This is a genomic window from Marinomonas sp. FW-1, from assembly GCF_005222245.1.
In the GTDB taxonomy this organism is placed as follows: Bacteria; Pseudomonadota; Gammaproteobacteria; order Pseudomonadales; family Marinomonadaceae; genus Marinomonas; species Marinomonas alcarazii.
In genome coordinates, this window is sequence record NZ_CP025987.1 from 63957 (window position 1) to 76898 (window position 12942).

At 47.2% G+C, this 12942-nt stretch carries 13 protein-coding genes; 7 read left to right on the forward strand and 6 right to left on the reverse strand.

The window, feature by feature from the left end; genetic code table 11:
• Positions 1-60: 60 nt before the first annotated feature.
• On the reverse strand, positions 61-1527 hold the full coding sequence (locus C1X04_RS00280; RefSeq protein ID WP_137168852.1) for an NAD-dependent succinate-semialdehyde dehydrogenase: 1467 nt from the start codon (positions 1525-1527) through the stop codon (positions 61-63).
• A gap of 254 nt (positions 1528-1781) precedes the next feature.
• Between C1X04_RS00280 and C1X04_RS00285 the strand changes: the two genes are divergently transcribed.
• Together C1X04_RS00285 and C1X04_RS00290 are read left to right on the forward strand one after the other, a co-directional pair.
• Complete coding sequence (locus C1X04_RS00285) at positions 1782-2186, forward strand: TonB-dependent receptor (protein ID WP_254682297.1); 405 nt, start codon at positions 1782-1784, stop codon at positions 2184-2186.
• A gap of 140 nt (positions 2187-2326) precedes the next feature.
• Positions 2327-2998: a GntR family transcriptional regulator gene (locus C1X04_RS00290; protein WP_137168853.1), complete on the forward strand. Its 672-nt coding sequence runs from the start codon at positions 2327-2329 to the stop codon at positions 2996-2998.
• Positions 2999-3019: 21 nt separating this feature from the next.
• On the opposite strand, the gene C1X04_RS00295 is transcribed toward C1X04_RS00290, so the two are convergent.
• The 4 genes from C1X04_RS00295 to C1X04_RS00310 are packed head-to-tail and all read right to left on the reverse strand — an operon-like array spanning position 3020 to position 7252.
• On the reverse strand, positions 3020-4039 hold the full coding sequence (locus C1X04_RS00295; protein ID WP_137168854.1) for an Ldh family oxidoreductase: 1020 nt from the start codon (positions 4037-4039) through the stop codon (positions 3020-3022).
• 39 nt (positions 4040-4078) lie between these two features.
• Positions 4079-5326: an FAD-binding oxidoreductase gene (locus tag C1X04_RS00300; RefSeq protein WP_137168855.1), complete on the reverse strand. Its 1248-nt coding sequence runs from the start codon at positions 5324-5326 to the stop codon at positions 4079-4081.
• Positions 5323-6273 carry a proline racemase family protein gene (locus C1X04_RS00305; RefSeq protein ID WP_302629046.1) on the reverse strand — a complete coding sequence of 317 codons (951 nt, stop codon included), beginning with the start codon at positions 6271-6273 and terminating at the stop codon, positions 5323-5325. Before C1X04_RS00305 ends, C1X04_RS00300 begins: the two co-directional genes overlap by 4 nt.
• Before the next feature lie 4 nt (positions 6274-6277).
• Positions 6278-7252: a dihydrodipicolinate synthase family protein gene (locus C1X04_RS00310; protein WP_137168856.1), complete on the reverse strand. Its 975-nt coding sequence runs from the start codon at positions 7250-7252 to the stop codon at positions 6278-6280.
• Between the two features lie 214 nt (positions 7253-7466).
• Here C1X04_RS00310 and C1X04_RS00315 point away from each other — a divergent pair, with 214 nt between their 5' ends.
• Complete coding sequence (locus C1X04_RS00315; protein ID WP_137168857.1) at positions 7467-7820, forward strand: hypothetical protein; 354 nt, start codon at positions 7467-7469, stop codon at positions 7818-7820.
• A 68-nt stretch (positions 7821-7888) separates the two neighbouring features.
• Here C1X04_RS00315 and lpdA read toward each other — a convergent pair whose 3' ends face one another.
• Positions 7889-9292: a dihydrolipoyl dehydrogenase gene (lpdA, locus tag C1X04_RS00320; protein ID WP_137170677.1), complete on the reverse strand. Its 1404-nt coding sequence runs from the start codon at positions 9290-9292 to the stop codon at positions 7889-7891.
• A 140-nt stretch (positions 9293-9432) separates the two neighbouring features.
• Between lpdA and C1X04_RS00325 the strand changes: the two genes are divergently transcribed.
• From C1X04_RS00325 to aroE, 4 genes are all read left to right on the forward strand, one after another.
• Positions 9433-9996 carry a TetR/AcrR family transcriptional regulator gene (locus C1X04_RS00325; protein WP_110576363.1) on the forward strand — a complete coding sequence of 188 codons (564 nt, stop codon included), beginning with the start codon at positions 9433-9435 and terminating at the stop codon, positions 9994-9996.
• 81 nt (positions 9997-10077) lie between these two features.
• Positions 10078-11016 carry a lauroyl-Kdo(2)-lipid IV(A) myristoyltransferase gene (gene lpxM, locus C1X04_RS00330; protein ID WP_137168858.1) on the forward strand — a complete coding sequence of 313 codons (939 nt, stop codon included), beginning with the start codon at positions 10078-10080 and terminating at the stop codon, positions 11014-11016.
• Between the two features lie 104 nt (positions 11017-11120).
• Positions 11121-12065: an oxygen-dependent coproporphyrinogen oxidase gene (hemF, locus tag C1X04_RS00335; RefSeq protein ID WP_110576367.1), complete on the forward strand. Its 945-nt coding sequence runs from the start codon at positions 11121-11123 to the stop codon at positions 12063-12065.
• 40 nt (positions 12066-12105) lie between these two features.
• Positions 12106-12906: a shikimate dehydrogenase gene (gene aroE, locus C1X04_RS00340; protein WP_110576369.1), complete on the forward strand. Its 801-nt coding sequence runs from the start codon at positions 12106-12108 to the stop codon at positions 12904-12906.
• Positions 12907-12942: the final 36 nt, after the last annotated feature.

Here is a 12942-nt window from a genome sequence, read left to right on the forward strand (position 1 = left end):
CATGGAGCGGTTTCAATACCGCTCAGTTAATCGGGATAGAGTGATTTGGTAAGAATGCCCTTACGCCAAACCGCCCATGCACAAGTATTTGATTTCCACGTATTCATCGATGCCGTACTGGGAACCTTCACGGCCACTGCCAGACTCTTTAACACCACCGAAAGGCGCGACTTCACTGGAAATAATGCCTTCGTTGATGCCCACCATGCCGTATTCCAATGCTTCAGATACGCGCCAGATACGGGCGATATTTTGGGAATAGAAGTAAGATGCCAAACCAAATGGGGTATTGTTTGCCATGGCAACGGCTTCGTCTTCGGTTTTAAATTTGAACAATGGCGCGACTGGACCAAAGATTTCGTTAGAGAAAATGTCCATCTCTTCCGTCACACCGGTCAAAATAGTTGGCTCGAAGAACTGCGTGCCAGCGGTTGTGGCTTTTGCACCACCGATGAGCGCTTTCGCACCTTTTGCCATGGCGTCGCCAACAAGCTGTTCCACTTTACTGATCGCCGCTGGGTTGATCAGTGGACCAATGTTGACGCCTTCGGCAAAGCCATCGCCTGTTTTGAAGGTTGCAACACGCTTGGCGAGTTTCTCTGCAAAAGCATCGTATACACCCTCTTGTACCAAGATGCGGTTTGCGCAAACACAAGTTTGGCCAGCGTTACGGTATTTAGATGCAATGGCGCCTTCGACTGCCGCGTCTAGGTCGGCATCGTCAAATACGATGAACGGTGCGTTACCACCTAATTCCATGGACGTACGTTTTACGGTTTGTGCGCACTGAGAAAGCAACAACTTGCCGACTGGTGTAGAACCTGTGAATGACAATTTACGCACCGTTGGGTGGCCAGTTAATACGCCGCCAATGGCTTTTGCGTCTTTACCGACAACCACGTTCAATACGCCTGCTGGAATACCGGCTTGATGCGCCAATTCTGCTAGTGCTAAGGCGCACAAAGGGGTTTCGTCAGAAGGCTTAATAACAATCGCACAACCCGCTGCAAGTGCAGGACCGGCTTTACGTGTGATCATGGCGATTGGAAAGTTCCAAGGCGTAATGGCTGCGACCACCCCGATAGGTTGTTTAATGGTCAAAATACGCTTGTCTTTGGCGAACGTTGGAATGACATCGCCGTTCAAGCGACGAGCTTCGTCTGCAAACCAGTCAATAAAAGACGCGCCATAACCGACTTCGCCCTTCGCTTCCGCAAACGGTTTGCCTTGTTCCAAGGTCATCAAGGTCGCCAAGTCGTCTTGATTGTCTAGAATAAGCTGGTTCCAACGGCGTAATAACGTCGCGCGTTCTTTGGCTGTGCGGCCTTGCCATTCTTTCTGTGCTTTTTCAGCCGCTTCAACGGCAAGTGTGGTTTCTTCTGCGCCTAGATCTGCAACGTCGATAATATGATCACCGTTGGCAGGATTGGTAATAGCGAAGGTCTTGCCGGATTTTGCTGCGACCCACTCGCCACCAATGTAGGAGTGGCTTTTGAGTAGAGAAGGCTGAGATAGTATTGCTGTCATAAAACACTCCAGACTATATTGCGGAGGATGGTGAGTGGACATCACAATGCCGCACTTTTAATGTCTATCGATAGTAGGCAATGGTCAGAGTTTGAAAAATGAGAAGCTATCAATTCAATGTTTGATGCCCTTCAAACATTAGTGGCTAGGTAATAGAGAGTTCATCACGCAAGGGGAAATAAAGCTTTGTAGGGCGATAAAAAAATAACCAACTGGAAAGAGCAGATGAGTCTTTACCTGACTTGAGCTTAGGTTTGGCTTATACCTACCTCGATGCGACTTATGAAGAAGGCGATGATAAAGGCAATACACTGGTTGATGCGTCTAAACATCAGATCTCTTGGGATGCGAGTTACAACCTAGCTGGTTACCAATCAACGATCTCGGGTTACTACTACAGCGACGCTTTCTCGGATTCGGCTAATACCAAAGAGGAAAACGCGAGCGGCTCGTTAGGGAAAATACCTTCTTACACGGTGTGGAATCTTAATGTTAGTAAAGATCTTTATGAACAAGGTAACACTAAGTTGAGTATTGATGTGGCGGTAAACAACCTCTTTGACAAGGAATACTACTTCCGCGGTGTTGATACCAGCCCTATGGGTCGTTATCCAGCCTTGGGTCGTACCTACAGCGTGACAGGTAATCTTACGTTCTAACGGTTTTGACTGCTTAAAACGATAAAATTAATGCACTAAAAAAAGCGCCGCTAATCTCACGTTAGCGGCGCTTTTGCGTATAATAGGCCAATATTCGACACTTTTGATTCTGAAGTTTCAGCTCGCGAAGGAGTAGTAGATTGGCGCAAAAAAGAGCGGTTGTTCGTCAGAGCTTACCCGATGTGATTACCGAAGACTTACGTCAGCGTATTTTGTCTGGCGACCTTGCTGAAGGCGAGTTGATTCGTCAGGAATTATTAGCAGAAGAATACGATGTATCGCGGATGCCTATTCGTGAAGCCTTGAAGCGTCTTGATGCCGAAGGTTTAGTGGTATTCCAGAATAATCGCGGCGCGACGGTGACTCAGCATTCACTGGAAGAAATCGCTGAAATTTTTGATGTTCGTATTTTACTGGAAGTCGATTTGTTTCAGCGTGCGATCCCAAATATGACTGCGCAGCAGGTGGCTGAGTGCGAAGTGTTATTAGACGCGATGGATGCTTCCTATCAAGCCGGTAACGTCGCCGAATGGGGGCCGCTTAATGGACAGTATCACGCGAAATTGTACGAAGCAGCTGGCCGTCATTTAACAGAAGCGCTATTAGTAAGAGTTACTTTGCAGGCTAACCGCTATGTCAGCATGCACATCGATAAGCAAAATAAGCGTGAAAGCGCCAGCCATGATCACCATGAATTACTGGAACTGGCGCGCCAAGGTGATGTGCTTGGGGCGACAGAGCAACTTCGCCGTCATCTGGTAAACACTAAAAACCAAGTAATAGAATTTGTTAAACACACTAGGGCCCAGTAAACGCACTGTGCCCTATTCTCCTTATCCTTTCTTTAGCTTTAATAAATCCTCGTAAAGCGCGCGTGGAATTTCTAATTCATTACGTTCAAGATTAAACACTTGAGCCGCTTGGCGTCGCTGTGATGGCAAGCGCGCGCCTTGCTCGATGACATCGGCAAACAGACGTTCTGCGCGGTCGTTGTTCTCAGCGACACGGCCACCGCTGAGCATATTAGGATCGAACGCCAGAATGATTTCACCATGATATGGCGCTTCTGGCTTGCCGCCAGCTGCAGCCATACTTTCTTTGCTGGTCAGGTCGTCGATCAATGGCCCTGCCATTAATTCAATCATCAAGGATAAAGCCGATCCTTTGTGTCCTCCAAACGTCAGCATTGCGCCATTCATGGCGGCTTCGGCATCCGTCGTCGGATTGCCTTCACTGTCAATTGCGACCCCTTCTGGTAGTGGTTTGCCTGCGCGTCGGTACAGCTCAATTTCACCGCGAGCGAATTGGCTGGTGGCAAAATCAAAAGTAAATGGCGCTTTGCCATGACGTGGCCAACTGAAAGCAAAAGGATTGGTTCCTAGTAAGCCGCGTTTACCGCCAGCTGGTGCTACCCATGCATGACTTGGTAGCATGGCCATACCTGCAAGACCTGCCGCTGACAACATTTCCACTTCTGGCCACAGTGCTGAAAAATGAAAACAGCGATTTATTGCTAATGCTGCAACACCGTTCTTCTTCGCCTTTTCGATTAATAGCGGCATCGCTGCCTTCATTGCCAAGAGTGAAATGCCATCGTTTGCATCGGCGCGAACAACCGCTGGGCCCGCATCGCTAATGGTTGGTGTTGCCGTGCCGCTGGCGCGACCAGAGCGAATGCTTTCAACGCACATAAACAAGCGATACAAACCATGGGAGTGGCAATCTCCGAGCTGGTTCGTGTAAATAATGTCGCTAATAGCGCTGGCGTGCTCAGCATTAAAGCCATTGCTGATGAGAACAGATTCACTGAGTTCACGTACTTGGCTTAAGCTAAGAGTAATATTGTCGCTCATGGTGTGGCGTCTCCAAGATTCGATAAAAGGCGTTTTAAATCACTTAAAACGCAGAGCAGAATAGGCATCAAGCGGAATACTTGAAGGCTGATGATGTATCAGCTCTGCGACCAACTCCGCGGTGCCTGCCGATTGAGTTAAGCCTAAATGACCATGCCCAAATGCGTATATCACCCGCTTAGATTGGCTGGAATAGCCGATGACCGGCAGGCTGTCAGGCATAGAAGGCCGAAAGCCCATCCATTGCTTGCCATTTTCAATATTCAGATTAGGTAAAAACTGAGCGGCTTTATTGAGTAAAATTTCGGAACGCTTGAAGTTTGGCGCTAATGATAAGCCACCTAACTCGACAGCCCCTCCAACCCGTACGCCACCGCCCGCCTTGGTGACCACAAAACCATGATTACTAAAAGTGAGGTGGGTTTTTAAATCAAAGGCACCAGCGGGCAAGGTTGTGTTGTACCCTCGCTCAGTATCCAATGGCAAACTGTCTCCAATAGATTGGGCTAAAGCTTTTGACCAAGCCCCTGCTGACAGTACTATTTGATTGGCTTCATAGTCCGCTGAATCGCATTTCAAGCTCACCGAATCCTCTTTCAAATCAATGGCATGAACGTCTGCAATAGCGACTTTACCGCCGAGTTTTTCAAACTCATTGGCTAAATGCTCAGTCCATATTTTTGGATCGACGACATTTTTCCATTCTGGGGTAAAAGCGGCATGAGTAAACCTAGGGTGAATACCGGGCTGGACTTTGGCGATCGCCTCTGGCGTTAGTAGGAACTCGTACACCACGCCGTGTTCTTGGCGAGTTTGCCAACCAGCAAGGCTGGCATTAAATTCTGCTTGGCCTTCATAAAGCTGTAGCTGCCCTTCTCGACGAATCATGGCTTCGCCATTAACGGCCTTAATCTGACGTTCTAACGCGGCTTTTGAAAAGTCCATTAAGCTGGCTTGCGCTGCCAAAGCGTCTTGGTATTTGTCTTTCCAGCTCGCGCGCCAGAAACGCAGCATCCAAGGGAGAATTTTGAGTGCGTAGGCCGGACGCAAAGACAAAGGGCCGAGCGGATCGATCAACCATTTTGGTGCTTTGCGCATAATGCCTGGTGTTGCCAGTGGAATTACATCGGCAAACGCGAATGCACCTGCATTGCCAGATGAGGTTTTTGCTGCGACCCCTTTACTGTCTAACACAAGCACTTGCTTGCCTTGTTGCTGTAGTTTTAGAGCCGTACTTATTCCAATGATGCCTGCTCCAATGACGATGACATCATGTTGGGCGTTCATAGAGACACTCCGTGACGCAGTGGATCCGTAGCGTTTGTCATTATCTTCGCCTCTCTGGTCACAAAGGCTTGCCCTGTGATGGACGGCACGATAGCGCCAGCAGGCGCTTTCGCGGACGTGGATCGCTGGTAACTCAGCGTATAACCGCTGCCGATGGTGCTCTCCTGATAGATTGATTCCCCAGGAGCAAGACGCTGATCCGCCGCCAAACAGGATAAGCGGGCTGAGCTACCAGTGCCACAAGGCGAACGGTCATACGCATTGTCTGGGCACAAAACAAAATTACGACTGTGCCCTTTGTCTGTCAGGGCTGGACCATAAAAAATAATATGATCAATAATGCCGCCGTTTTCGCCTTCAATGCCATTGGCATAAATGGTTTCTCGTACCTTGATCCCCACTTCGGTCAATGTCCGAATGTTGCTGGGTAATACGGGGGTTGGGCTTTCATCGACAATAAAAAACCAATTACCGCCATAAGCGATATCCCCAGTAACCGTACCAACGCCTTCTACTTCCAGAGTAACGGCTTTTTTGAAGCGATAACTGTCGATGTTTTGCACCGTAACAGTATTGCTGTCGCTCAAAGTAACTTCGACTATCCCCACGGGCGTTTCTATCTTATGGGTGCCTACTCCTATCTTGCCGATGTGAGCGAGGGTCGCCGCAAGACCAATGGTGCCGTGACCGCACATGCCAATTACCGCTGCAGCATCAAAGTAAATCACTCCAGTCACACACTCAGGGTTTGTTGGCTCGACCAACAGTGCGCCAACCATGGCTTCTTGGCCGTAAGGTTCCACCACCAAAGAGCGATAAAAGTCTTTATGTTCTGTGGCAAGGCGTTTGGCGCGTTCAGCCAAAAGGCCAGACCCAAGATCAGGGCCACCTTCGAGTACTACGCGGGTTGGTTCGCCTTCCGTATGGCTATCGACAACAACTATCATTGTGTTACCTGCATTCTGTAATTACTCCACCTTGTTTAGACCAATCGGCAAACCACGCCTTGAACAAGGCATATTGCTGTTCGCAATAATGGCGTTGGGCGTCATTCAATTCGTCCGTTTCATTGAAATGTAAGCGGTATTCCTCTTCCCCATTCAACACCAACAAATATTTGAAGAAAAGCACTAATTCTGGCCCTTCATCAAAGCTGGCTAATACGCTAAAGGCTTCTTCTAATTCTTTTGCTCGTACTCGCGCTTCGGCATGGCCGGCGGCTGCTTTGCGTGACAAATTCGCCAGCAAAAGTACCTCTTTTGGTAATGCTGTCCCTATACCTGTGATCGCACCGACTGCGCCACAATTGACGAAGCCATGGAAAACCGCGGTATCGACGCCAACCATGAGCAAGACACTGTCGTCTTTTGAGGTGATATTCTCCGCGGCATAACGAAGGTCGTCTTCCCCACCAAACTCTTTAAAACCAACCAAATTCGAATGCTCAGCGCGTAAGCTAAAAAACAAATCGGCGCGTGTTGCGAAACCATACACTGGGCTATTGTAAATAATCGCTGGCACATCGGGAGCGGCCGCTAATATCGCTTTGAAATGGTTCTTTTGTGCTGCAATGACGGAGCCGCGAGACAACACACGAGGAATCACCATTAAGCCTGCCGCACCGACTTTTTGAGCGTGAGCGGCCAGTGCCACAGCGGATTTTGTGTTAATCGCTCCTGTTCCAACCACCACAGGAATGCCAGCGTTTACTAAACGCTCCACGCCTTCCATCCGTTCTGCATCGGTCAATAAAGGCCAATCGCCCATAGAACCGCAATACACCACGGCCGACATGCCCGCCGCGACCATCTCCTTACCCTTCTTCACCAAGGCATCGAAATCTGGCGTGCGATCCGCCTTACAAGGCGTCATCAACGCCGGCATAATGCCATTGAAAACACTCGCGTCTAAAACAGAACTGCTCATAAATCGATACCTTTTCAAAGAAGTTGAAGGATTTTGCTACCCAATAATAAAAATGTATTTTGTATCCAAAATATACCTAGTCTAAAAAGTAGTCAATAAATTATCTGCATAGGTGCGATTTCTGCAAAGATTTATACTGTTCTACTTGCTGGCTTTTGAAGAAGTGTGTTCTATATGTTTGCCTATAACGTTTAATAAGTTGAAAGAGGTTTGTTTGCCGTATTTAGATCAGTTTATGCTGCAATGGAAAGCGTATTTAATGCAGCAGCTTTCTCTATGTGGGTTGAGTTACGTCACCTCGGACGCTGGGGACAGCCTTGATATCAAAGCCAATTCATTGGCGTATTTTGCTTGGTTGAGGACGCATTCTATCGAGCTTGCTGGAATTGATGAGGAGAGGGATAGTGTTGCTTGGGTGATGTTGGAAAAGCAATTAAAAGCTCTGGCGAATAAAGCCGAAAACGGCACATTTGATCTTGTTTCTAAGCTGCACCTTGAAGAAAGCCAAATCCAGATCCATCTCAATTTTAGCTATGATGACGAGCAACATATCGTCTACGTGAGTTGAGTTCCTCTGTGAGGAAATGACGGTGCGTGAACAACCATAGGTTGCTCACGTAAAGCGTTCAGTATTCATTAAGCTTTCTTTGCCTTCTTATTCGGCAAGTCGGTAATCGTCCCTGCGCCAAGCTCGGCCGCTAAGCCAACGGTTTCGTGGAGGCTTGGGTGGGCGTGGATGGTTAAGGCGATGTCTTCTAATGTGGCACCTAGTTCGATGGCGAGTGTCAGTTCACCGAGTAATTCCCCTGCATGAGAGCCTACAACACCAGCGCCTAAGACTCGCTCTGTTGCTTCGTCATAAATGAGTTTGGTTTTGCCTTGGGTTACCCCAGAGGCAATGGCTCGTCCGCTGGCTGTCCATGGGAAAATGGCGGTTTTAACTGGAATATCCTGCTTTTTCGCTTCGGTTTCGGTCAAGCCAACCCAAGCCACTTCTGGAAAAGTGTAGGCAATAGAAGGAATTGCAAGCGGTTGAAAATCGACCTTGTGACCCGCAATCACCTCGGCGGCGGTATGGCCTTGGTGAGAGGCTTTATGCGCCAGCATCGGGCCATGGGTGACATCGCCAATAGCATAAATATTGGGTACAGATGTTTGGCACTTATCATCAGTCAATACAAAACCACGTTCGTCTAATTTGACGCCTATGTCAGAAATACCTGCCGCTTTGCCATTAGGCGAGCGGCCAACGGCAACCAGTACGGCATCTACCGCGAGCTGGCGTTCGCCATCTTTGTCCTTCAAGGTAACGTTTAACGCTTCTGGCTTGGCTTCTATATCGGTGACTTGGGTGTTGGTTAAAAAGCTCATACGGTCTTTGTTTACTTGCTCGAAGACACGCACTAGGTCTTTGTCTGCGCCCGTCATGATTTGTTCGCCAAGTTCTGCGACGGTAATTTTCGCGCCAAGTGCTTGGTAAACCGTAGCCATTTCTAAACCGATAATGCCGCCGCCGAGAACTAATAAGTGTTCTGGAATACGTTCGAGCTGTAGGGCGCTGGTTGAATCTAAAATTCGCGGGTCGTCATAAGGTACAAATGGCAGTTTAATTGCTCGAGAGCCGACAGCAATGATGGCGTTTTTAAAGTCGACTTTTTTCTCTGAACCGTCTTTCGTGACAGTGATGGAGTTAGTGGAATCAAACTTGCCTTCGCCATGAATAACGGTGACTTTCCTACCTTTAGCCATCATTGTTAGGCCACCTGTTAATGTGTCGACGGTGGATTGTCTGTGATGTCGAATGGCTTCAAGATCGATGGTCGGCTTGGTAAATGTCACGCCATGAGCCGGTTCTTCTGCCATCAGGATTTTTCCCGCCACATGCAATAAGGCTTTTGATGGAATACAGCCAACATTTAGACAAACGCCACCTAAGGTGTCGTGGCGTTCTATCATGGCAACATTTAAGCCCAAGTCTGCAGCTCGAAATGCGGCTGCATAACCGCCAGGACCACTACCCAAAACCACTAGATCGTACATCACGTTACTCTCCTAAATTGTTTAACAAAGCTCAAGCTATATTCTATCTATCACTAGGTAGGTAGAATATAACTTGAGTATTTAGGCTTGGTCAATAAAATACCTATCACCTGATAGACAACATAATGAAGAGACACAGAATGACCGTTGAGAGGAACGATACCAAAAATAAAATTCTGGACATCGCCGAAGGCTTTATTGTGAAAGGTGGCTATAACGCGTTTAGCTTCCGAGACATTGCTGACGCAGTGGGTATCAAGAGTGCGAGTGTTCACTATCATTATCCGACTAAAGGAGACTTAGTGTCGGCAGTGATGGGACGTTATACCCGTGATTTTTCTGAGTTATTACCTAATCCAAATGATGACAAGTTTGATCCTAAAATGTTGTTAGATGGCTTTATCAAGGGATTCAAAGATAAGGTGGTAGATCAGCGAGATATGAGTTTATGTACTATGCTGACATCGAATAAAGCCATTTTGCCAGAATCTGTTGGTGCGGAATTAGCGGCATTTTACCAGCTTATTTTGGACTGGCTCTCACAGGTTTTTGTGCGTTTAGATCCTATTAATAAGGATTCAGGGTTGATACTAGCGAGTCAGTTATTGGCTTGTTTGCATGGTGCTTCTATTTTAGTGCAAGGCACGAATCAGTCTGAATTTTTCGATCACGCATTATCTGAATGGCGCAGCCGTTATCTATAAAAACCTACGAGATACTAATTTCAGGCATGGCATGATTGAGGTATCATAAAGCTTCCATATTTTATGCGAAAAGTTTGCTTAATGAGTCCAGCCGAAAAGCATTTGTACAACCCTACTTTTGAGTGGCGATTTCTTCATCCTCGTTTTTGGTTAACGTGGCTTGGTGTATTTTGCTCTCTGTTAGTTGCCTTTTTGCCTCAGCGTTTGCGAGACAGTTTAGCCAGTTGGATTGCGCGTCGATTGCTGCACACAAAAAGCAAAGCGTTAAAAAGAGCACGCATTAACTTAGAGCAATGCTTTCCAGAAAAGTCTCTGGAGGAGCGCGAAGACATATTAAAGAGAAGTTTTCAAACTGCGGCGCAATTTTTCATTGCGTACGGTGAGCTGATTGTCCGCAGTAAACGGTATTGTGAAAACCGCTGTATCATGTCTGGGCAAGAGCATTTGTTCCCTCTTTTGGAAAGTGATCAAAATGTGATTGCGTTAGTCCCGCATTGTTGGGCCATTGATTACGCGGGCGTGATGTTGACGGCAAAAGGTCACAAAACGGTTGCCATGATTCGTACTCAGAAGAACCCAATATTGAATTGGCTGATTCATTTACAACGCATCCGCTATGGGGCGCGTGTATATAGCCGCAGTGCGGGAATCAAACCCTTCATGATGTCGATCAAAGAGGGCTATTTAGGGTATTACTTACCGGATGAAGATTTGGGTGCCCAGCACTCGGTGTTCACGCCTTTTTTTGCATCAAACAAAGCAACCATGAAGGGCTTGGGGAAATTGGCAAAATTAAGTAATGCGAAAGTAGTACCTATGCTACCAGCTTATAACGCCAAAACAGGTCGATACGAATTGTTTATCTCTCCTCCTTTGGAAAACTTTCCAAGTGGCGATGAGACAACGGATGCATTAATCATGAATCAAGCGCTAGAGGCGATGATTGCCAAGCACCCTGAGCAATACATGTGGGTGCTTAACTTGTTGCGAACTCGTCCTGATGGTTCCCGCCTTTATTAGCGATATGCTCACGAAAACAGTCTATTAAGTGATAAACTACGGCCTAAATGATTAGGCCGTTTTTTTATTTATCCTGCAATCGACACCACAAGATGGAGCATTTCATGTCAACAAGCTCACCTGCTACGGTAACGAACCTTGATGTACAAGCCGTTAAAGACTATCTCCTGTCTCTTCAAGATCATATTTGCGCGACGTTAGAAAGTATTGAGCCGTCTATGCGCTTCAAAGAAGATGCTTGGGATCGTCCAAATGGTGGTGGCGGACGCACGCGTGTTATCGCGGGTGGTGAGGTGATTGAAAAAGGTGGCGTTAACTTTTCTCATGTCATGGGTGATAACTTACCACCCTCGGCGACGGTTGATCGTCCTGAATTAGCGGGTGGCCGATTTGAAGCCATGGGCGTGTCTTTGGTTATTCATCCTAATAATCCCATGGCTCCGACGTCTCATGCTAATGTGCGTTTGTTCATCGTTTATAAAGACGATATGGCGCCAGTCTGGTGGTTTGGTGGTGGTTTTGATCTGACGCCTTATTATGGCTTTGAAGAAGACTGTATCCATTGGCACCAAGCGTCTCACGATGCAGTTGAGCCATTCGGTGAAGGGTATTATTCGCGCTTTAAAAAATGGTGCGATGAATACTTTTATTTGAAGCACCGTGGCGAACCACGTGGTATCGGTGGTTTGTTCTATGATGATTTTAACGAAGGCAGCTTTGAGCATTGTTTCGGCATGATGCAATCGGTAGGTAACGCTTATACTGAAGCGTATTTACCAATTCTAGAGCGTCGTAAAGACCTACCATTCACCGAACAACAGCGAGACTTTCAATTGCATCGTCGCGGACGTTATGTTGAATTTAACTTAGTGTTTGACCGCGGAACGCATTTTGGCCTGCAAAGTGGTTTAGGCCGCACGGAATCGATTCTGATGTCATTGCCGCCAGAAGTTCGCTGGACCTACGAGTATCAAATAGAGCCAAACAGTGAAGAAGCCAAATTAACCGACTACTACCTAACATCAAAAGATTGGTTGGCTGCGAGCTAACCGCTGCTTACGAATAGAACAACAATGAAGAGGATACATTGTGGATCAATACGCTGTTGTAGGTAACCCAATTGCTCACAGTAAATCGCCAAGCATTCATGCGCATTTTGCAGAGCAAACGAAACAAGAGTTAGTCTATTCGACCTTACTTGGTGACGAGATTGCATTTGAAAATCAAGTCAGAGACTTTTTTGAAAAAGGCGGCAAAGGTTTAAATATTACGGTGCCGTTCAAAGAACGTGCTTATGCCATGTGCGATATTTTAAGCCAACGCGCCAAACAAGCCGGCGCGGTGAATACTTTGCTCATGGGTAAAAATGGCGACCTTTTCGGCGACAATACCGACGGAATTGGCATGGTTAGTGACATTATTAAAAACCACGGGCAAAGTTTAACCGACAAACGCATCCTGATTTTGGGTGCGGGTGGTGCTGTTCGAGGGGTACTTGAGCCTGTTTTGTCAGAAAATCCTGAATCGGTCACCATTGCGAATCGCACCCTTGAAAAAGCACAATCTCTGGCGGATCAATTTGATTGCCTGGCGTCGTCTTTCGAAGCGCTAGAAGGCCCTTTTGATATCATCATCAATGGTACTTCAGCGAGCTTGTCTGGCAGTTTACCGCCATTAAAAGATGAGCTAATAAATGCAGCAACATGGTGTTACGACATGATGTATGGCAAAGAGCGAACGGTGTTTTTACAGTGGGCATACGAGCGTGGTGCCGAAGGAGCCGATGGTCTAGGTATGTTGGTGGGACAAGCCGCAGAAGCTTTCTATTTGTGGCGCCAAGTTCGTCCTGAAACAGCCAGCTTAGTTGAGGCAATGCGCCAACAGATGTAAATCTAGCGGTATGAGCAATAAGCGGAGAAAGGAAAG

Excerpts from the sequence above, each read along its gene's own strand:
- C1X04_RS00310 (WP_137168856.1), bottom strand. The coding sequence starts at position 7,252 with ATGAGCAGTTCTGTTTTAGACGCGAGTGTTTTCAATGGCATTATGCCG.
- lpdA (WP_137170677.1), bottom strand. The coding sequence starts at position 9,292 with ATGTACGATCTAGTGGTTTTGGGTAGTGGTCCTGGCGGTTATGCAGCC.
- C1X04_RS00325 (WP_110576363.1), top strand. The coding sequence starts at position 9,433 with ATGACCGTTGAGAGGAACGATACCAAAAATAAAATTCTGGACATCGCC.
- C1X04_RS00300 (WP_137168855.1), bottom strand. The coding sequence starts at position 5,326 with ATGAACGCCCAACATGATGTCATCGTCATTGGAGCAGGCATCATTGGA.
- C1X04_RS00280 (WP_137168852.1), bottom strand. The coding sequence starts at position 1,527 with ATGACAGCAATACTATCTCAGCCTTCTCTACTCAAAAGCCACTCCTAC.
- C1X04_RS00295 (WP_137168854.1), bottom strand. The coding sequence starts at position 4,039 with ATGAGCGACAATATTACTCTTAGCTTAAGCCAAGTACGTGAACTCAGT.
- hemF (WP_110576367.1), top strand. The coding sequence starts at position 11,121 with ATGTCAACAAGCTCACCTGCTACGGTAACGAACCTTGATGTACAAGCC.
- lpxM (WP_137168858.1), top strand. The coding sequence starts at position 10,078 with ATGAGTCCAGCCGAAAAGCATTTGTACAACCCTACTTTTGAGTGGCGA.
- C1X04_RS00305 (WP_302629046.1), bottom strand. The coding sequence starts at position 6,273 with ATGATAGTTGTTGTCGATAGCCATACGGAAGGCGAACCAACCCGCGTA.